18 protein-coding genes are annotated in these 19,817 nt (G+C 53.0%); 10 read left to right on the plus strand and 8 right to left on the minus strand.

What is annotated here, in order from left to right; translation table 11 throughout:
* Nucleotides 1-39 precede the first annotated feature (39 nt).
* Together HPY71_09885 and HPY71_09890 are read right to left on the minus strand one after the other, a co-directional pair.
* Nucleotides 40-1,335: an extracellular solute-binding protein gene (locus tag HPY71_09885; protein ID NPV53817.1), complete on the minus strand. Its 1,296-nt coding sequence runs from the start codon at nt 1,333-1,335 to the stop codon at nt 40-42.
* A 147-nt stretch (nt 1,336-1,482) separates the two neighbouring features.
* Entirely contained in the window at nt 1,483-2,454 is a 972-nt protein-coding gene (locus HPY71_09890) for a MurR/RpiR family transcriptional regulator (protein ID NPV53818.1), read from the minus strand.
* A 479-nt stretch (nt 2,455-2,933) separates the two neighbouring features.
* Between HPY71_09890 and HPY71_09895 the strand changes: the two genes are divergently transcribed.
* From HPY71_09895 to HPY71_09905, 3 genes are all read left to right on the plus strand, one after another.
* The gene (locus tag HPY71_09895) at nt 2,934-3,239 is read left to right on the plus strand and encodes a HEPN domain-containing protein (protein NPV53819.1); all 306 of its coding nucleotides are present in this window, start codon (nt 2,934-2,936) and stop codon (nt 3,237-3,239) included.
* Nucleotides 3,240-3,260: 21 nt separating this feature from the next.
* Nucleotides 3,261-3,542, plus strand: a complete 282-nt coding sequence (locus HPY71_09900) for a nucleotidyltransferase domain-containing protein (GenBank protein NPV53820.1) — start codon at nt 3,261-3,263, stop codon at nt 3,540-3,542.
* Between the two features lie 185 nt (nt 3,543-3,727).
* Entirely contained in the window at nt 3,728-5,359 is a 1,632-nt protein-coding gene (locus HPY71_09905) for a methylenetetrahydrofolate reductase (protein NPV53821.1), read from the plus strand.
* Between the two features lie 350 nt (nt 5,360-5,709).
* Here HPY71_09905 and HPY71_09910 read toward each other — a convergent pair whose 3' ends face one another.
* From HPY71_09910 to HPY71_09935, 6 genes are all read right to left on the minus strand, one after another.
* Nucleotides 5,710-6,912: a PDZ domain-containing protein gene (locus tag HPY71_09910; protein ID NPV53822.1), complete on the minus strand. Its 1,203-nt coding sequence runs from the start codon at nt 6,910-6,912 to the stop codon at nt 5,710-5,712.
* A gap of 221 nt (nt 6,913-7,133) precedes the next feature.
* The gene (locus HPY71_09915) at nt 7,134-8,429 is read right to left on the minus strand and encodes a DUF4367 domain-containing protein (GenBank protein ID NPV53823.1); all 1,296 of its coding nucleotides are present in this window, start codon (nt 8,427-8,429) and stop codon (nt 7,134-7,136) included.
* Nucleotides 8,399-9,085 (minus strand): hypothetical protein, encoded by a 687-nt coding sequence (locus tag HPY71_09920; GenBank protein NPV53824.1) that lies wholly within the window; start codon nt 9,083-9,085, stop codon nt 8,399-8,401. Before HPY71_09920 ends, HPY71_09915 begins: the two co-directional genes overlap by 31 nt.
* Before the next feature lie 158 nt (nt 9,086-9,243).
* Complete coding sequence (locus HPY71_09925; GenBank protein ID NPV53825.1) at nt 9,244-9,822, minus strand: sigma-70 family RNA polymerase sigma factor; 579 nt, start codon at nt 9,820-9,822, stop codon at nt 9,244-9,246.
* Nucleotides 9,823-10,161: 339 nt separating this feature from the next.
* Nucleotides 10,162-11,961 (minus strand): HAMP domain-containing protein, encoded by a 1,800-nt coding sequence (locus HPY71_09930; GenBank protein ID NPV53826.1) that lies wholly within the window; start codon nt 11,959-11,961, stop codon nt 10,162-10,164.
* Nucleotides 11,962-12,052: 91 nt separating this feature from the next.
* Nucleotides 12,053-12,748 (minus strand): response regulator transcription factor, encoded by a 696-nt coding sequence (locus HPY71_09935; protein NPV53827.1) that lies wholly within the window; start codon nt 12,746-12,748, stop codon nt 12,053-12,055.
* Between the two features lie 272 nt (nt 12,749-13,020).
* On the opposite strand from HPY71_09935, the gene HPY71_09940 reads away from it, so the two are divergent.
* The 7 genes from HPY71_09940 to HPY71_09970 all read left to right on the plus strand — a co-directional run bounded on the left by HPY71_09940 (nt 13,021) and on the right by HPY71_09970 (nt 19,765).
* Complete coding sequence (locus tag HPY71_09940; protein ID NPV53828.1) at nt 13,021-13,350, plus strand: hypothetical protein; 330 nt, start codon at nt 13,021-13,023, stop codon at nt 13,348-13,350.
* Between the two features lie 5 nt (nt 13,351-13,355).
* Nucleotides 13,356-14,432, plus strand: coding sequence for a V-type ATPase subunit (locus HPY71_09945; GenBank protein ID NPV53829.1), 1,077 nt, complete (start codon nt 13,356-13,358; stop codon nt 14,430-14,432).
* Nucleotides 14,407-16,491 carry a hypothetical protein gene (locus tag HPY71_09950; protein ID NPV53830.1) on the plus strand — a complete coding sequence of 695 codons (2,085 nt, stop codon included), beginning with the start codon at nt 14,407-14,409 and terminating at the stop codon, nt 16,489-16,491. The genes HPY71_09945 and HPY71_09950 overlap by 26 nt, the downstream gene beginning before the upstream one ends.
* A gap of 119 nt (nt 16,492-16,610) precedes the next feature.
* The gene (locus HPY71_09955; GenBank protein NPV53831.1) at nt 16,611-16,973 is read left to right on the plus strand and encodes an ATPase; all 363 of its coding nucleotides are present in this window, start codon (nt 16,611-16,613) and stop codon (nt 16,971-16,973) included.
* A gap of 15 nt (nt 16,974-16,988) precedes the next feature.
* Nucleotides 16,989-17,288, plus strand: coding sequence for a V-type ATP synthase subunit F (locus HPY71_09960; protein NPV53832.1), 300 nt, complete (start codon nt 16,989-16,991; stop codon nt 17,286-17,288).
* Between the two features lie 12 nt (nt 17,289-17,300).
* Nucleotides 17,301-17,963, plus strand: a complete 663-nt coding sequence (locus HPY71_09965; GenBank protein NPV53833.1) for a hypothetical protein — start codon at nt 17,301-17,303, stop codon at nt 17,961-17,963.
* Nucleotides 17,964-17,992: 29 nt separating this feature from the next.
* Complete coding sequence (locus HPY71_09970) at nt 17,993-19,765, plus strand: V-type ATP synthase subunit A (protein ID NPV53834.1); 1,773 nt, start codon at nt 17,993-17,995, stop codon at nt 19,763-19,765.
* The last annotated feature ends 52 nt before the right edge of the window (nt 19,766-19,817 follow it).

The raw sequence follows: 19,817 nt of genomic DNA on the forward strand, positions 1-19,817 counted from the left end.
CCCGCCGCACACTGAAATAAAGCCAGGTCCAAGCCTGGTTTACTTGCCCTTAACTGTATTTTGGAGGTCTTCCATCGCCTTTTCCGGAGTCTTTTGGCCTGACGCTACGGCAGCGAGGGCATCCATCAAGCCCTGACGAACTTGCGGCGACCTTAGCTGGCGGGCGGTAACCTTCGGTAACCATTCTTTTGTGAACAAATTCCATAGATCCTTCTCATGCTCGCTTGTGAACGTCTTCGGTACTACACCCTTCACAGCCGGTAGATCGTTAAAATCATTTATGGCTGCCTGGATACCCTGGCCCGCGATAAAGTCCTTCACGACCTCCCAGGCCAGTTCTTTATCGGTGGCATTAGTAGTTATACCAAGGCCAATGTCGATACCACCGAGGGGATTTGACGGCTTTCCATCACCGGTGACGTCCGGAAAGAGGAATGCTCCAAAGCCTTCCATACCTTTCGCCAATTCAATAGGCGGGGTGAACTTTGCAACCTGCATGTGCCAGGAACCAAGGCTAATCATGCCACCCTTGCCACTTTCAAATAGAGTTGCAGCATTTGGATAGACGTGAAGTCCGAGCGCACCAGGTTGAATGATTTTTTCGTCAAAGAGCGATTTCCAGATTTTCATCGCATTCACCAGACCGGGATCAGCAAATGAGGCTTGCCCCAATTCGGCCTTGTAGATAACCCCGGGCGCGGTTTGCTGGGCGATCATCATATAAACGTCGATATTTTGCCATCCATCAGCGCCCCCTTGCAACATCGGGGCGATACGATTCTTGTTCAAAACCGCTGCTACTTTCCTTAACTCTTCCCAGGTTTTCGGAGGTTCGAGGCCGTACTTTTCGAACATCGGCCGATTGTACCACAAATTCGTGGTCTGGAGTTCCATCGGCAACATGTAGAAGTTCGGGTCGCTTGCGACGTTTCCCAATCGAGCTTGTTCGATCCCAATGGGGTAGAACTTGCTCTGCCAGTCTGCCCCCCAGGATTTCTTAGCGTAAGACTGCAATGGAATCAGGAATTTCTGATACTCTTGCACCATGGCCCCCGGCTCTAGTCCGACTATGTCAGGAAGACTTCCGGATGCGGCGGCGCTCTTTAGCGCCATCAAGTAGTCAGGGTAGTTATAAATCGTGGCTTTGACCTCAATATCTGGATGGGTACTCTCGAAAGCAGCGACCATTTTATCAGTGGTGGATTTCACAGGACTCCATGACCAGAATGTGATAACCTTCTTTTGTGTCGCAAAAGTCGTTCCCGCCACGAGCAAGCATAGCGCAAATACTAATAAGATTGCTCCAAGATGTGTAAATTGTCTTCGTGTGCTCATAGGTACCTACCTCCTAACTGTTTTGTTATAATGGGTTTCCACAGTCTGACCTGACCCCACTGTTTTTCTATTCTAGAATCACCTCCCGAACAGCTTTTTTATCAAGCGCCTCGATATGGATCTCTAGATCTCGCAGCAATAGTAGTTTCAGTAGCGCTTATTTGTGAGCGCATCCTCAAGGTGGTTAATATATTTAGCCAAATCGCGAGATTTGCGGGTTATGGTGAGAACACATAGGATATCAATCACTGCAAGCTGCGCAATTCGCGAAGCTACAGTCTCCCTGGGAATTGGAACGGTCGCTGCCGGAGTTATTAGCTGGATGTTTGCTTCCTTTGTAATCCGAGAATTAGGGAAGGTTGTCATGCAAATAGTAGTTGCGCCAGCAGACCGGGCTGCACTAAGCGCGTCGACTGTTTCCCGTGACGAACCCGAATAGGAGATGCCAAATGCGACATCTTTAGGTGTTAATTGGAGAGCCGCAGCTATCTGCATGTGCGGGTCCAACAGTGGAGTACAAGATACACCCGCCCGTATAAATCTTTGACAGGCATCCAGGGCGATACCTGCAGAGCTGCCCACTCCGTAAATCTGCATTATGTGACAGGATACGATAGCGTCCGCAGCCCGTTCGATATCTTGCTCATTAAGTATCTTGGCCAGCTCGGTCAGTACGTCTATATTGTCTTGTATAACCTTTTTCGCAATCGTCGATGTATCGTCGTCCTTGCTCAAGTTGAGAGGAACATCTGAACCAACTACGAGTTGTCCTCGAAGGGAAGAGACTGCTTCAGCCATAGTCAAACGAAATTCTTTATAGCCGTTAAATCCGAGGGTGCGGCAGAGGCGCACGACTGTTGTTTCGCTCACACCACTTTGCCGTGATAGTTCGGAAATTGATAGACGGTGAACATGATGAGAGTTTTCCAAAATGAACGAACCCAATTGTCTTTGGGACCCCTCAAGCTCTATAAATACTTCTCTCAGTTGCTGTAGAGGGTTATTTTGAGGGTTATTTTGAATATGTACCTTAGCATCTTGTGGTAAAGTATGGTCTGGATTTGTATCTGGGTTATGAAGGGGCTTTTCGTATAGGCCCAGGGGTTTCTCATTTTTCATTGCATCACCCCCATTACTGAGGCTAGGAATATGCTTGGAAACCCTATCGAAGGGGCTACATCCCACAATATATTGGGACAATTCCTAAGGATGGCTACAACATATGAAGGCTGTGAGGGTTTTCGAGCGATCTCCTAGTACTTCGTTTGAGATGGAGCACTAGATGATGGTCACTGGAGCTAGCACAAGGTCAACCCAATGACCATGGCTATCTTGCGTAATCAATCATAACACGAATATATTTTTTTTGCAAGACCAAAGAAGAAAATTTTCGCGATATTATTGACACAATATGGTAGCCTTGTGCTCTCGTGCTATGCCTCAACCCCCTTCCATATTTTTCTAGATCTGGTATAATAGAAATAAAGTTTGGTGAGTGAAGGGGGGCGAGCGGTGAAACTCCATGCAAAATATTGGATTGATGAGGGCTTACGAAAGCTTGGTGACGGCTGAGGCGCTCCTGGAATAAGGAGAGATATTTGGAATCCGCTTTTTTCTGTCACTTAAGTATCGAAAAAATGTTGAAAGCGTTGATCACCGAGAGGACGGAGGAAATTCCCCTAAAGACCCATAATCTTTTGCTGTTAGCTCGGAAGGGCCTGAGGGAAGCAGAGTTAAATACGGAAATGAAGGAGTTCTTTGCGGAGATTATGCCTTTTCAACTAGAGAGTCGCTACCCCAGTGATCGGAGGAGATTATTGCAAGAAAATCCGCCCGCAAGATTTCGCGCGCTTTTTGAAAGAACAAAGGAGATGCTCGCATGCCTAAATCAAAAGCTGAAATAGCGGGCGATTGTTGACGAATTTGTGAAAGCGCTTCAGAAGACTCTACCAGTTGAGCGGGTCATTTTATTTGGTTCTTATGCGAAAGGGACCCCGCAACCGGAAAGTGATATTGACATCGCGGTCATTTCCCCTGCATTTGGGCAGAACCCCTGGGAGGATCGGAAACGATTATATCGGACAATTATTTTTGAGAAACTGGAACCTTCTATTGAACCACATCCGTTTGCGCCTGTGGACATGAAAACGCCACCGTCATTGCTCCGAGAAATTCTGCGCACTGGCCAGACCATCTATCCGGTTTAGGTTTAACGGGGCCTTTAATTTCGTCAATGGACTTCATCGCCGGACCGGTCCTTACCGTGCTTTCTTGACTTCCTGGAAGCCCCTTCTTATACTATAATTGAAAATTGCTCCTATTTCCCCTCTGTCGCCTTACGAAATGGCAGATGCTATAGGACGAGAGAGAAAGTATGATGGGGGAAAGCATAATGGAAGGCATAATAGGGGACGGGAAAAATCAGGGTCCGTGCAGGAAGTTGTCCTTTCGCGAAGCTATTTTAGATCCCGATGCGTTTTCCGTAACTTGGGAGCTCGTACCGGGAAGGGGAGCATGGGAGGAATCCCAGCAGCGGGTTCTTACGATGGCTGAGAAGGCTGCCAAGGATCACCGGATAAATGGGATTACCATAACTGACAACCCCGGGGGGAAGCCCGCGATCCTAGCGTGCGGCCTCGCAGTGGAGGCCATGAAGTACGGGGTCGACCCTATAATTCACTTCACTTGCAAGGATAAGAACAGGAACGACATCGAGAGTGAGCTTTATGCCCTCGCGAGGTCAGGCGTCGAGAACCTCCTGGTGATGACGGGTGATTACCCCTCTGAAGGATATATGGGTGGCCCCAAGCCCGTTTTTGACCTTGATGCGGTGCAGGCCCTCAGGTTGATAGCGCGTTTGAACGCTGGGAATGACATACCAGCCTATAAAGGCCGAATGACCCTCAAAGCCACCAAGTTCTTCCCCGGTGCTGTGGTCTCCCCCTTTAAGCAGACTGAGGCTGAGGTGATGACTCAGTACTACAAGCTACACCAGAAGGTCAAGAGCGGCGTTCGGTTCATAATTAGCCAGTTAGGTTATGACGCAAGGAAGTTTGACGAGCTCCTCCGGTATGTAAGGTTAAACGGATTTAAGGTCCCGGTGATCGGGAATATCTATGTCCTCACCTTGGGGGCCGCAAGGCTGATGAACCGGAATGCCATACCGGGTTGCGTCGTCACCGATGAGTTGTTAAAAATCCTGGAGGAGGAGAGCTCCTCCGGGGGTTTCAAGGGAAAACAGCTTCTCAGGTCCGCCAAGCTATATGCTGTGATGAAAGGCTTGGGGTTTAAGGGAGTGAACGTAAGCGGTCAGGGGCTAAGCTACGAGGATGTGGTGTACATAATCGAAAATGGAGAGGAGTTAAGTCCACGCTGGGAGGATTTTCTACCGGAATTCGACTTTCCTCAAAGGGAAGGTTTCTACTTCTTTGAAAGGGGACCTGTGAGTCCCCTAAATGCTGACAGGTCGGTAAATAGGGCAGGTTACGAGAGTATGAATCGCAGGAACAGTGGGAACAGAAGCCGGAGAGGGAGGCCTATATCTTACTGGCTTCTTGTTTTGGTTCATAGGCTCGTTTTCGACCCCGAAGCCCCGTTTTTCCCTCTCGCGAAGGGGATAGCGAGGCTCATAGATAGGTCCTCATTTAAGGGTGCCTTTACTCTCCTGGAGTATTTCATCAAGACTCTCACCAATGAGTGTCGATTTTGCGGGGATTGCGCTCTTCACGACCTCGCCTATATCTGTCCGATGTCCAAGTGTCCCAAGCAACAGAGGAATGGTCCATGTGGAGGAAGCTACGAAGGATGGTGCGAGGTCTACCCCGGAAAGCAGAGATGTATCTATGTTGCAATCTACGGGAGGTTCAAGGGCGCTCCCCAGGAGAAGAAGCTGGCAGGGAACTATATTTCCCCATGTAACTGGCAACTTTACCGCACATCCTCATGGCTGAACTACTTCTGCGGCCGGGATTATAGTGGCCTCAGGGAGAGCCTACCAGAAGAGGGTCGGGTAAGGGATGGTTAGATTGGTGGGGGCCCTTGATTCCGTTAGAAGAGAGGCATTTTTGACCCCTTCGTCGAATAGAGGTTGATCTCCTTCCCTGATACCGGGGCTACAGGGTTTGACGTGAAATAGAAAGGACAAAGAACAGAGAATAAAAAAGAGGGCGGCTATGTAGCCGCCCTATATTATTGGCGGAAGGGCTCAAGCTTGAGGGGGGTGCTCGCCCTCCGCGCTCGAAGAAGGGGGAAGAAGTCTATGTCATCCCTGGTACCCTCGCCCCTGTAGTGCCACCCTCTGGCAGGCCGCCTGGAAGCAGGCCGCCTGGCCTGGCCCGGACTACATCATCAGGGGGGTAGAGAGGGGATGCTTCTTTATTCGTTCTGAGACTCCGAGCTTGGCAGGGAGGTCGGCATTTCGCCGATTACCACGGTCACATATCTATACCCACCATCTCTCCAGACCCGGAAGAGCACTTTGTCTCCTATTCGCTTTGTGCGGACCAGGTCCTGGACCTGCTTTGCGCTGGTGATCTTCTTGTAGTCGACTTCCTTCAAGACGTCGCCGCGCTGGAGACCATGTTTTTCGGCAGGGCTGCCGGGAACCACATCTGTCACTACGACCCCCTGCGTATCTGGGAGGCCGAAGTAGTCCGCCAGCTCTTTAGTAAGCTCCTGCATGGTGATCCCGACCCATGGCCTTGTCACTTTACCCTTATTTATCAAATCATCGATCACGGCCTTGGGTTGGTTGATCGGGATCGCAAAGCCGATACCCTGCGCTGAGGGGATGATTGCCGTGTTGATCCCTACGACCTCGCCGCGGATGTTAACTAGTGGACCTCCACTGTTGCCCGGATTGATGGCCGCGTCCGTCTGGATATAGCTGCCGGTTTCCCGCGGGTCCTCGAGCGAACGCGCCAGCCCGCTTATAATCCCGGCCGTGACTGTGTGCTGGAGGCCGAGAGGGTTACCGATGGCGATTGCCCAGTCGCCCGGCCGGATCTTGTCGGAATCGCCAAGCGTCACAGTGGGCAGGTTCCTGGCGTTGATCTTGACAACCGCGAAGTCGTAAAGCGGGTCAGCGCCGACCACCTTGCCGTCGAACTCCCGGCCGTCGCCGAGCGTGACCTTGATCTCCTTTGCCTTTTCTATCACATGCTTATTGGTCAGGATGTAGCCGTCCGACCTGATTATGAACCCGGAGCCCTGGGCCGGCACGGTCCTAGGCCTGCTATCCGGGACCTGGAAAAACTGCCGGAAGAACGGGTCGTCGAAGAATGGGAAATCCGACATCGTTACCTTTACGACCCTCTTAGTATCGATGTTTACAACAGCTTTGGATACCCGCTCCGCCACGTCGGCGATGGTATTCTCACCAAGCGCTCTCGCGGCTGTCGCCATGGGGCCCGCCACCGCTACCTGGACCGGCTGGGCCGCTTGAGGGGCCCCGTTCTCGCTTGCGTAAAGTGGCCTGTTCTGAGCATACTGTATGACCACAAACGAGCTGATCAATGCGCTTATCACTGCCACTGCCACATAGGGCAGGTAGTGTTTCTTTAGCTCTTTAAAGTTCATCCTGCCTGTACGCCTCCTTTTCATAGAAGCTCTCTCAATCTCTTATCATATCCCCTGTTCATATCACCTTTCATCTGTCTGTCATCCTTTGTTTCCCTTTCGTTCACCTGTTTCGTTCATCTGTCATGTTTTAATAACGGCTCACGACGTAAAAAGTTCCAGGATTTTTGGTTTTGATCCTCAACCATTATTTCCCACTTTTCCACTTCAGATTCTCCAATTCAATCCCGAAATATGAAGATTCCCATGAGAAATCTCCAGATTGGTCCCTCAAAAACCTTTTGCTCGTCGCCGCTCGCCACATTCCCCTCCTTTTCAGGACTGGGCGCGCTAACAGACCCCGCTATCCTCATCAAAGTCTCATCACTTACATCCCCTATCAGCGCGAAGCTATAGCCCCGGACCTCCCAGTGGAGAACCTTGGCGTCGTTCCTGTTGCTCAACTGGGCTGGCACCCCGTTCACCTTGAGCTCGCGAGCTCCCCCCGGGATCACCTTGGCCCTGTCCGTGGCTCCAGGGCCCGCGCTCGTGCTCGCGCCTGTGCTGGTGCCGGGAGGAAGGGGTCTTTCAAAGAACGATATAGTGTTCAGGCCATCGGTATATAATAAGTGGACCCCTTTAATCTCTGAATCCAGGTCTGTCAACCGCCCGCCCTTCAAGACATAGCCGGGCGGCACTTCCCCCGGGAGCGAGATATTGAAGCTAACCAGCCCCTTCAGCCTCTCGACGGGCAGGACGCCTTCCTCGCCGGGTTGGGGTATGACCTTGACGCCCCTTGGAATCCTGAACTGGAAGATTTCATCGGGTATCTTCTTGAGCAACTTTATACGTAGGAAATAGGAAAGCACGTATAACGCTCCATCAGAGTTATAATCCTCCGACCTCAGGATCAGCGGGTACTGCGAGTCCACCCATATTTTTTTCGCCGGGTTCCCCTCGCGCCTTGGGATGATCCCTATAACATATGTTTGCCTTCCAGCGACATAATCCATCCCCAGCAACGTGAACCTGTAATTTCGCTCCAGGAGATCGAAATCATCGTCTCCTGCTGGTCCTGATTTCCCGGGCCCATCTGCATCCTCTCTGTTTGGCCCTGATGGGGGACACGGACTCCGGAAGACCACGCGCAGGGAAGGCTCGTAGCGCCATGTGAATCTCCCGTCGCTCACGACGACCCTGTAGCTCTGGCCTGCGGATGGGAGGTACTCGATCCGCGTGAAGTTTGGCCTGCTGTGGACTATCCTCGTTAAGCAGGCCGTGCTCCCCCCTGCGAACCAGTAGACCACCACCTGGGTCCCTTCATAGGATACGGAAGGCCCGTCCTCCATGGAGCGCTTTACGAGATCGCGCGGGGATGGCGCCGGGGCGGCAGTTGCTCCGCCGGGCGCGGGGAACGACAGGATTACGATGCAAAATAGAGCCACGACAAGGAGCAGAGCTATAATAAGGGTAGCGATAAGGGTATGTCGCCCTGGCTGAACCTCCATCATGGTCCCACCATCAGATCTCCTGTCCACCTGTCGCCCTGGATCGCAAGATCATTGTAGGCTTCATAGGCCCCGCGATTTATACTTGTATATGAATCCGTATTCGCGTCCATACTCGGGGCGTCATTTGAGAGCAACCGGGCCTCAGGTGCAGCCACCCGGGGTGAGGTAAGCATGTATGTCAAGGCCACATCATTTGAAAACGGCCTCGTATGTTCCCATGCTATATGCTCTCTAAGATATTGGTCAACCAGGATCTGCTGACCGGGCGTGCCGTGGCCTGGTTGGTGGCCTGGTTGCTCCTGGCCCGGCGGTGTGAGCAATGTGAGCAACGGGAAGATTATAAAAAGCGCCGCCAGGCCCGCCGCTATCCCGAATGGAGCCAGGACGCGAAGCGGTGGACATTTGAATATCTTACTGGGAATCCTACCTGGGGCCCTACCAGAGTCCCGCCTGGACGGCCCGGCCTCCCCCTCGAGCCTTGACCGGAGCTCCGGCCAGAGTTCCGCGGGTATATCCAGCGATGGAAGCGATCCCGCCAGGCTTTTTGCGGTTTTCAGGCTTTCGTATTCGCGGGTGCATTCCTCGCAGTCCGCAAGATGAAGCCTGATGGCTCGTTCCTCATCCGCGGTAACCTCTCTATCAATATATGCTGAAAGCAAACTCGAAACCCTCTCACAATTCATCTATCATCACCACCGGGGACGAGCGGCGACCCTTGGTCGATAACCCTGGCTCCCGGCCTCTCAGCGCTCGCGCGTTTAACCTTCTTACTCACTGACGTGCCTACTTACGTAACTGCTCACGCGGTTACGCCTACGCGCTTACGCTGACCTACACCGACTTACGCCGAGGCCAGGTAGGGCCGGAGCTTATCCCTGAGGATCCTGCGTCCCCTATGAATTCTGGACCTTACGGTCCCGATCGAACATTTCAAGATGCCGCTGATCTCCTCATAGGAGAATCCATGGACATCTGCAAGTATAACTGCCATCCTGTATTCAGGAGGCAAAGCCATGAGCGCTTCCTGGATCTTGTTATGAAGCTCGTTATTCATGGCAACTGCCTCGGGATTGGTCGACCAATCTGGCAACTCACGCTCGATTTCCCCATTCGGCGTGGTTATAGGATCATCGATGGACTCCACCTGGAAACGTCCAGCCTTACGGAGCCTATCGAGGAATAGATTTGTTGCAATTCGATATAGCCATCTTTCGAAGGACGTACCGAGCTTGAAAGCGCCAAAGGATCTGTAGGCGCGCACCAGAGCCTCTTGGACCAGGTCCTTGGCCTCCTCGGAATTGCCAGTCATCCGGAGAGCGATATTGTAAAGCTGTTTATCGTAACGTCGCACGAGGCTCTCGAATGCCTGGATATCATCCTCGCGGTACCGCGCGGTAGCTAGCGCTTCTGTGCGAATCATGCTCGACCACCCATTCGCGAATGGGCCTCATCGGCCCTTCAATATTGCATAACGAAGATATAAACGAAAAGTTCCAAGTGCTTAACACTATGGAAGCTGTTGATCATTCAGGCCCTATCCCATAGCCCTTCAAACCCTATCCCCGGCCTTTGAACGCCCAAGGTCCTAGCCTTGAGTAATTAAGTCCCAGCCTTAAGTAATTGTAATTCAAGTATAACTCCTATTGTATGTGTAATTCAAGGCTTGCTGACAGGCTTGCTGATAGACTTGCTGATCAGAGACAGGAATGCCGGTTTCTTCTTATCAAGGGGTTATCAAGGGGCGGGCCTTCGCTGGGATCTACAGGCTTTTACCATGATCCAGATCCATATCGAGGGCGGGGAGCCCCACCCAGAAAGCGGAACCCTTTCCCGGCTCGCTCCTCACCCCTACATCCCCGCCGTGGGCCTTCACTATTTCCTTTACTATTGCGAGTCCAAGACCTGTCCCTGAGGATGACCGGCTGGGGACCCCGTGGACCCGGTAGAATCGCTCCCAGATCCTATCGATTTCTTCCGGGGGAATGCCGAATCCTGTATCGCGCACTGTCAGAATGATCCTTCCTGGCTCGCAGGAGGTCTCAACGAATACCTCCCCGCCCGCCGGGGTAAACTCCAGGGCATTTGTGAGAAGGTTTAGTAGGACCTGCTCGAGCCTTTCCTCATCACCCATAATGAATCCGGCATCGCCGGGCGTGCAAACGTGCAGGGCAACGTGGGCCTCGAGGAATTTGGATGCCATGGTCTGCACGGTCCTTCTCACGACTTCGCCAGCGTTTACTGGTCTCCTCTCGAGCTCGAGGCGATTCGCGTCGATCTTCGAGAGGTCGAGGAGTTGATCTGTGAGCCTCGCCAGGCGGTTGCATTCATCCACAATTATTTTAAGATATTTCTCCTGAGCTTTTCCCGATACGACCACCTTGTCGAGAAGCATCTTTGCGAACCCCCGGATGGTCGTAAGCGGCGTTTTGAGCTCATGAGATGCATTCGCCACAAAATCTCGCTGGATTTGCTCAAGTTTCCGTCGCTCACTTATGTCCTGAAAGATGCCTACCGAGCCTATGGTCTCCCCGCAACCGGTCGTCACAGGGGCTACTCGTGCCATGACTACATTCCCGTTATCCAGGCGGAACTCGAGGGAGGTCCGTTCCCCCGTTTGGAGACTCCGCTCAAGCGCCCTGCGCCACCCGGGGGTCCCACCAGGGTATTCGCTCTCAACCTTCTGAACCTCCTCAGGGGTTTCTTCAATTTTAAAGAGGCGTCTTGCTACTGGATTAGCCAGGATAATCCTGGCATCCCTGTCGATGGCAATAACACCTTCGCTCATGCTCTGGAGGAGGTAGTCTCGTTTGTCCTTTTCCTGGCGGAGCGCCTCCATGCTTGCCTTGAGCCTCTCCATGAGGAAATTAAATGTCTCAGCGAGGTCCCCGATCTCATCTGGCGCCTTTGCCTTGATCCTTCGATCAAAATGCCCGGAGGCCATCTCGAAAGCTGCAATATTAAGCTCCCTGAGCCTCTTGACGAGATGTCGCGACAATGTAGATGCAAAGAACATTGCTAGACAAACTGCAATCAGGGATGCTTTGAGAATTACGCCCCTGACCCGTCCGAGCCGCGCAGTCACCCCTGCGACTGGGGCGTATATGAATACCGCTCCAATCACGCGTCCTTTTTCTTTAACCGGGACTCCGACGGATAGCACAGATTCCTTAAGGTAAGGGAAGTCACCTTTATGAAAGACGGCATGTCCAGAGAGCACCTTACCGACCTCTCTGGGACCGAGGCGAGAGCCTACGAGGTGCCTGTCCCTGTTAGAGCTTGTGCGGATGAGTCCCTTATTATCAACAACCCATACCTTTCCACCTACAACGAGATAGTCGCTCTCGTTGAGGTGATTGGTAACCCCATCCAGGTTTCCGCTTTTAAGCAGGGGCCCAACCCTGTGTGCTATAAGGCTTGCCTGGGCGGCAAAATCCTTTGCCTTCATGTCCAGGTAGAAGCCTTCGAAAGAATAAGACAGCAAGAGCCCGAGGCCTGCCAGGGTGACGAGGATGACCGCCAGGTGATTTTTAAGGAGCTTTATGAAGACGGAATTAATCATTTCTAAATTGTTATCACTCCCTGGAACTGGCACTGGCACTGGAAGGGCTACTGTGATACCCGACCTGAAGCCCCAGTTGTAAGCCGGCTCGTCACTTGGGGACCGTGAATTTATAGCCGACCCCCCAGATGGTGTGTAAATAGCAGGGGGCATCCGGCCTTTCTTCTATCTTCTGGCGGAGTTGCTTTATATGGGTATCCACGGTTCTAACGCCTCCGAGGTAATCATACCCCCATACCCTCTCCAGGAGTTCATTCCGTGAGAAGACCCTATCCGGGTTGTTTGCCATATACCAGAGGAGATCGAATTCCTTGGGGGACAGGGCAATTGCACGACCATTTACTTCTACGCGGCGGGCGGCCTTATTGAGATAAAGGCGCGCGTGAACTATTTCATCATTCTCCTCGGAGCGGGGAGGCCTTGTTCTCCTGAGAAGAGCCTTGACGCGCTCCACAAGTTCATCTGCATCAAAGGGCTTTGTGACGTAATCATCGGTTCCAAGCTCAAAGCCTTTGATCTTATCCAACTTCTCGCTTTTGGCCGTAAGGAGTATGATGGGGATATTGCTTTCGCTCCGCAGCTTCCGGCAGATATCCCAGCCCGAAATCCCGGGGAGCATAATATCCAGTATCACAAGATCGGGTTTCGCTCTTGACGCAAGGGAAAGGGCAGCTTCTCCATCTCCTACGCTCTGGACCTCAAACCCTTCCCTCCGAAGGTAGATCTCCAGCAACTCCCTTATATACGGATCATCATCGACTATCAGTATCCTGGATTGGGCTATCACATCCTATCACCTGAAAATAAATATAGCACCTTTTGTCGGATTTGTTAATCGCCCGATCGCCTGCCCGCCTGCGGGAAAGCCTGCTGGCCTCATAGATTCGGGAGCTCCATTATAGCCATCATAATAGCCATCATGGTCATCATGGTCATCACAGATTTTTCACACTCCCAACAAATTCTCCTCACGTCCTTATCAAACATATATCATGTTTACGCTGTAGACTGAAGCGGTGGAGTTATAGTTGAGCAGTTAAGCGTGCGGGGGGATATTCGATGGCCACGACCGAAGCTTTAACCCAGGTGCTGCAGGCTGAGGAAAATGCAAAGAGGCTTCTTGAGGAGGCTTTGGCGGAGGGCGAGGCCATAGTAAAGCAGGCCAGGGAGGAAGCCCGGGCTATTCTCCTGCGTGCCTCAGAGAGAGCGGATTGCGAAACCCGAAAACTTCTCGATGATGCACACCGGGAAGCGGAGGAAATGGCCCGGCGCCTGTTGGAGGAGGTATCCCAGGAGAATGCCGCTATCCGGGCCGTGGCCCGGGAGAGGCTGGATGCCGCCGTTCATATGGTACTCGAGATGGTACTCGAGAGAGAGGGAATAGCATAAGAGCTATGCGATTTAGTATTAACGAGCTTGCGGCCCCCTGTGCTGTAGCCAGGGGGTTGATGGGAAAGCTTATCGGGCCGCAGGGTGTGGATATGCTCGCGAGAAGCGAAGACCTATCGGCTGCGTTTTCGCTTCTCGAACGAACGGCTTACGGAGGCGTGATTGGGCGGGTCCCGAGAGTTGGAAGGGTCTTCCGTGCGGTGGAGCATGCCCTGAGGCAGAGCCTGATCGATGATGCTATCAACATCTGGCATTTCCTGGGGAGATCCCACCGGCATATGCTGAAACTTATTATGTCTCGCTACGAGATTACGAATATGAAGACTGTCTTCGCCGCGATTGAGGGCTGGGAAGATCCCAAGGGCCTTCGTGATTCCCTTTTCGATCTCGGGCCCCTCGGGAGGATAGGCGCTGATGACCTAGTCGAATCGGCAAGTATTACGGGCCTTGCTGAAGCCCTGCGGGGTTCGCCTTATGGCGGCGTCCTAACTAGTGCAATGGAACGCTACCGCTCTGAAGGGACGCTCTTCGGGGTGGAGGTTGCCCTTGATCTATATTACTTCCGCAGGTTGCTCCATGCCGTTAGAAAGCTTTGCGATTACGATCGCGGATCGCTCTTGAGCACCCTCGGCCCGGAAATAGACAATAGAAACCTCCTCTGGGTGCTGCGCTACAAACTAAACTTTGCCCTCGAACCTGAGGAAATCTTTAATTATATCGCACCCGGGGGGTATGAGCTCAACGATGAAGTGCTCTGGAATGTGGCAAAGGCAGATGGTGTACAGGATATCGCTTCTATTCTCCCGCCAGGCTACAGGGCTTTAGTGGAACGTTCCCGCCGGGGCGAGAAGCTCGATCTCGTTCGACTCGATGTTCTTTTGAGGCGGCGCCTGTGGCGGAGGGCTCGGGCGGCGATAACGCGGTACCCATTCTCCTTGGGTATGATTTTGGGATACCTTGTGATTAAGCGCCTTGAGCTGGATGAGATCATCACCGTGCTGGAAGGTAAGCGCTATGGTATGACAGATGACGAGATGGTTCCCTTTCTTATTCACCGTGAGATGGCGGAGGGCTCTGAGTAGCATGTTGATGCCTGCAGAAATGAGTTTTGTCCAGATACTGGTCTCCAAGATGGATCTTGCTTCCGTAGCGGTTAGGCTTTCGCGGAGGAAGGCGCTTCATATAGCGGAGATAAGGGACCTTGGTGCGCCTTTTAAGCTGAGGCCCATAATAAACGATAACAACAGGCTGGCGCTTCTGGCCGTTCTCGAAAGAAGGCTGAATGCAATATTGCAGGAGTTCGGGGAGTTCGACCCGATACCTCAAGATACGGGGCATCATTATACATATACATCTACATCAAGTTCATTCGACCCGGCCAGGGTCGCAGGCGAGGCGGATAAATTCCTGGGCGAGATCGAACCCGCAGTCCGCGCCGTTACCGATAGGATGCGTCGTCTCGTAGAGGAGAAAGAGCGTAAGGAGCTCATGCGCCAGGAGATGCTGCATATTCAGTCTCTGGACGTTAACCTGGGCGTGCTTAAAGATTTGCGCTTCATCTCTGTGGCGATGGGCCGCATCCCGCGTGAAAACCTGGCGCGACTCGAGGAGAGCCTCAGGGAGATGCCAAATATTGTAGTTTCCTGCCCATATGCACGGGACGAGGTTTTCATAATAGCTGTGACGCTCAAGGAGCTTTGGCCAAAGCTCCAGGCCGCTCTCAAAGGTGCCTACTTTAGCCCCATCGAATTGGGGGTTGATGCAGCAGGGACCCCGGAGGAGATCCTGAGGGGTCTCGAGAACGACATATCTGCAATCGAATCAGATATGGAGGGTGAAAGGAAGCGCCTTATGGCGCTTGCCCTCCGGTGGCGGAAGCCACTGCTAGAATACTTACATCGTGTCAAGTTTAATAGATCCATCCTGGAATTCTATACACATTTCAAGGGCACAGAAGGAACGGCGCTTCTGACAGGATTCATCCCCACAGGTGAAGTGGAATCGGTAAGACGCGAAATCGAAATGGTCACGGGTGGAAGGCTGGTATTCGAATCTGAACCGGTCCCCCCGGATGGGACGCGCGAGCCTGAGGTAAGAGTGCCAACCCTCCTGAGGCATGCCCGTTTTCTCATGCCGTTTGAGGCCCTGACTACAACCTATGGCTACCCCCGGTATGGGGAACTCGACCCGACGGTGATTTTAGCCGTCACTTACGTCTTCATGTTTGGATTCATGTTTGGGGACCTCGGTCAAGGAATTATCATCGCAGCTATTGGTGCATTTCTCTTAAAGAGCCCGCCTGCGAGGCTGAGGAGCCTTTCCGGCGCGGCAGGCTTTCTTATGGCGTGTGGCGCCTCCGCAAGCATATTCGGACTCCTTTATGGAAGTGTCTTTGGCCGAGAAGGACTCATGCCCGCCCTCTGGGAGAGACCTATTGAGAATATCACCTCATTTCTCGTAGTGGGGATTTTCTATGGGATCATCCAGAATATCCTGGGGCTTGGCATTAACCTGGTGAACAGTTTCAGGGCCAGAGAGCCTAAAGAGGCGGTTTTCGGTGAATTTGGCGTAGTGAGTTCAGCATTCTACCTTACCATGCTTGGGGTGGTTTATGCACTTCTTTCGTCGCATGCCTTACGTATTGCGCAAATCGGTATAGGAGTCAGCCTGGTGCTCCTTGCGGTTCTCATCCTGAGGGAGCCTTTGGGACGCTATATATTTGGGGGTGCCGCGGATCCAGAGCGAGAGAATGCTGAGGCACAGGGAGACTCCGGCATATTTGGTTCTCTTCTCGGAGCCTTTGATATATTCCTGAGGCATATCACGAATAGCATCTCCTTCGTGAGGCTTCCGGCCTTTGCTATAGCGCATGGAGCCCTTGGTATTGCGATCTATACTATTGCGAGGGCGGCCGCAGGGGCGCCCGGCGGCCCTATTTTGAGCGCTGTTGTTATTATCTTAGGTAACATTGGGGTCATAGCCCTCGAAGGGATGATAGTCGGAATTCAGTGTCTCAGGCTTGAATTCTACGAGTTCTTTTCGAAGTTCCTGCACGGCGACGGGGTGCCATATAAGCCCTGGTGCCTGGACCTGGATATGGAGAATGGATTAGAGAACAGGAGAGGAGTGGAATCTGCATGAAGACGGGGGATAAGAGGTCAGAGTCAGATAGGAAGGTATTCATGAGTGGGGAGCCATATAGCAGGGGGCCGTATGAGGAAGATGATGCGACTCCATCCGGGGGAGCCCATGAGGAAGGAATGAGAGGTGGCATAAAGGGGAGGCAAAGGCTTTTCGCGGTCATTATGATGTGCGGTACAGTAGCGCTTTTCGCGGTGACCCTTTTCATAGCCAAGAACATTCTTCTCCCCGGGCGCGCCCTTGCGGCCGGCGGAGGGGTGGGAGCCTCTACATCAGGGCTTGGCCTCATCGGGGCAGCACTTGCTACAGGTCTTTCCACGCTGGGCGCAGGCTATGCCGTGGGTGTGGCGGGCGCTGCAGCGCTTGGGGCTATAAGCGAGCGTCCGGAGTCCTTTGGCCGGGCCCTCATCATTGTTGGGCTTGCTGAAGGAATCGCCATATATGGGTTGATAATTTCGATTATGATCCTCTCGCGGATATAGGGGGAACCACGTATTATGAGGATTATTGTGATAGGCGATAGGGATACCGTCACGGGTTTTCGCCTCGCCGGGGTCGAGGGGCGGCATGTGAATACTATTGAAGAGGCTGACTCTGCCATGGATGAAGCCCTGCGAGCTCCGGACACGGGCGTTATCCTCATTACGAAACAATGGGCCGCGAAGATGCGGGAGCGGATAGAATCCAGCCATAAGAAGCTTATGCCGGTTATAATGGAGATACCTGACAGGCATGGCCCTATCAATGACAATGACGAGGACCTCTCATGTAAGGTACGCAGGATTCTTGGGATTTGAGGATGATGCAAAATGCTGTTAGTCGATGCCATATATGAAGAGGCACGTAAGCAGGCACAGGCAAAGATCGAAGATGCCCTGAGAGAAAAGGAAGCGATTCTCGAAAAGGCAAGACGGGAGGCCGAAGCCCTATACCAAGACAGGCTGAAGGCTGCCTCGGAGAAGGCAAAGGCTGTCAGGACGCAGATATTGTCCGCGGCGGAACTTAGAAGCCATAGAGAGTCGCTGATATTCAAGGAAGGGCTTATTAATGAAGTGTTCGACAAGGTGCGGGGAAAGCTTGAGGGCATGACACAGCAGGATGTCTATCCCGACGTCCTGAAACGCCTCATCCTGGAGGCCGCGACTGGGATTTCAGGCAGGAGATTGACAATCTACATGCGAGAGAGCGACCTCACCATGATCACAGGTGATTTTTTACAGAGGATAATTCGCGAGCTTGAGGAGGCAGGTCGCCCGGGGGTATCCCTTTCCATCCAGGTGTGCGATAGGCCGATCTCGGGTGGGTGCATCGTGGCAAGCGAGGAGGGTCACATGATCTTTGATAACTCCTTTGAACGCAGGCTTGAACGCGACCTGCCCGTGCTCAGGTTCAGGGTGGCCCAGATGCTGTTTGGTGACGCCGGGACGGGCGCTGAGGCGGGCGTTGGGACGGGCGTTCAAGATATGGGGTGAAAGCATTGGCGCTGGATAACTTGAAGGTGATAGGGACGATAAGCAGGGTGAGCGGTCCTATTGTTGCCGCGAAGGGTGTGACGGACGCGCGGATGCTCGAGCTCGTCCGGGTGGGACCGCAGCGCCTTATGGGAGAGATCATACGCCTGGAAGGGAACACCGCCATCATCCAGGTTTATGAGAATACAGAAGGCCTTAGGCCAGGGCTCGAGATTTTCGGGACAGGAGAGTTGCTCTCGGTCGAGCTTGGTCCTGGGCTAGTAGGGCAGATCTTTGACGGCGTCGAGCGGCCCCTCCAGCTCATCCGCGGGCAATATGGCGCATTTGTGACGCGAGGGATTGACGTTCCCTCGCTGCCCCCGGAGAAGAAATGGCCCGTTGCCATCTTAGTCAGGGAGGGGGATGAGGTATCCGGGGGGACTGTAATAGCAACCGTTCAGGAGACTTCTTCTATTGAGCATCGCATTATGATACCCCCGGGAGTGGCTGGCCGGGTGATATTTGCTACGGGTGACGGTGAGTACCCTATAAATGATTCAATCGTAAGGGTTGACACCGGTTCAACCAGGGTTGACATCTCTCTTATGACTCGCTGGCCGGTTCGTAAGAAGCGCCCATACCTCGAAAGGCGTAATCCCGCCAACCCCCTTCTAACCGGCCAGCGGGTCATAGATAGTTTCTTTCCGCTTGCGAAGGGCGGGGTTGCCGCAATCCCCGGAGGGTTCGGGACTGGAAAGACTAGCATGCAGCACCAGCTGGCGAAGTGGTCTGACGCAGACCTCATTATTTATATCGGCTGTGGGGAACGGGGCAATGAAATGACGGAGGTGCTTACAGACTTCCCCAGGCTCATCGATCCCCGGACCGGCAAATCCCTGATGGAGCGGACCATACTGATCGCAAATACGTCAAACATGCCTGTAGCCGCCCGAGAGGCAAGTATATATACGGGTATAACGATTGCGGAATACTTCAGGGATATGGGCTACCACGTAGCTGTCATGGCGGATTCCACATCAAGGTGGGCCGAGGCATTGCGCGAGATCTCGGGAAGGCTCGAGGAGATGCCTGCTGAGGAGGGTTTTCCATCTTATCTCGCTTCGCGCCTTGCCGAGTTCTATGAGCGCGGGGGGCTCGTTACGACCCTTTCGGGTAGGGCCGGCTCTGTAAGCATCATAGGGGCGGTCTCGCCGCCGGGAGGGGACTTCTCTGAGCCGGTAACCCAGCACACGAAGAGGTTTGTAAGATGTTTCTGGGCCCTCGACAAGGAGCTGGCCAATGCTCGTCATTACCCGGCGATCAACTGGTTAGAGAGTTATAGCGAATACCTGGATGAACTCGTGTGGGACCACGACCAGGGCACTACTACAGGGGACGGGGGCTCGTCCTGGCGCAAGCGACGCGACCAGGCCATGCGGCTACTCCAGGACGAAGACAGGCTCCAGCAAATCGCCCGTCTTGTAGGCCCGGATGCACTTCCCGATGATCAGAGGCTCGTTTTGAGGGTGGCCCTCATGCTCAAAGAGGGGTTCCTCCAGCAAAACGCCCTCGATGATGTGGATAGCTTCTGCTCGAGGGAGAGGCAGGCCAGGATGCTTGATATCATACTCCATTTCTATGAGAGGGCACGCGAACTCCTGGGGGATGGCATTCCCCTCATCAAGATAACGGAATTTCGCACAATTCCCAGGATTATGCGGATGAAATCTGAAATTGGAAATGACCAGTTGGAGAAGATTGATGAGCTGCAAAAGGAAATGGATGGGGAGTTTGACAACCTCCTGGAGGAATACCGGCAGTAGCGGCGCAGGATTTAACAGTGAAATAGGCTGGTGATCCATTGTGGTAGAAGAG

It is taken from the genome of Bacillota bacterium, assembly GCA_013178125.1.
In the GTDB taxonomy this organism is placed as follows: Bacteria; Bacillota; SHA-98; order Ch115; family JABLXJ01; genus JABLXL01.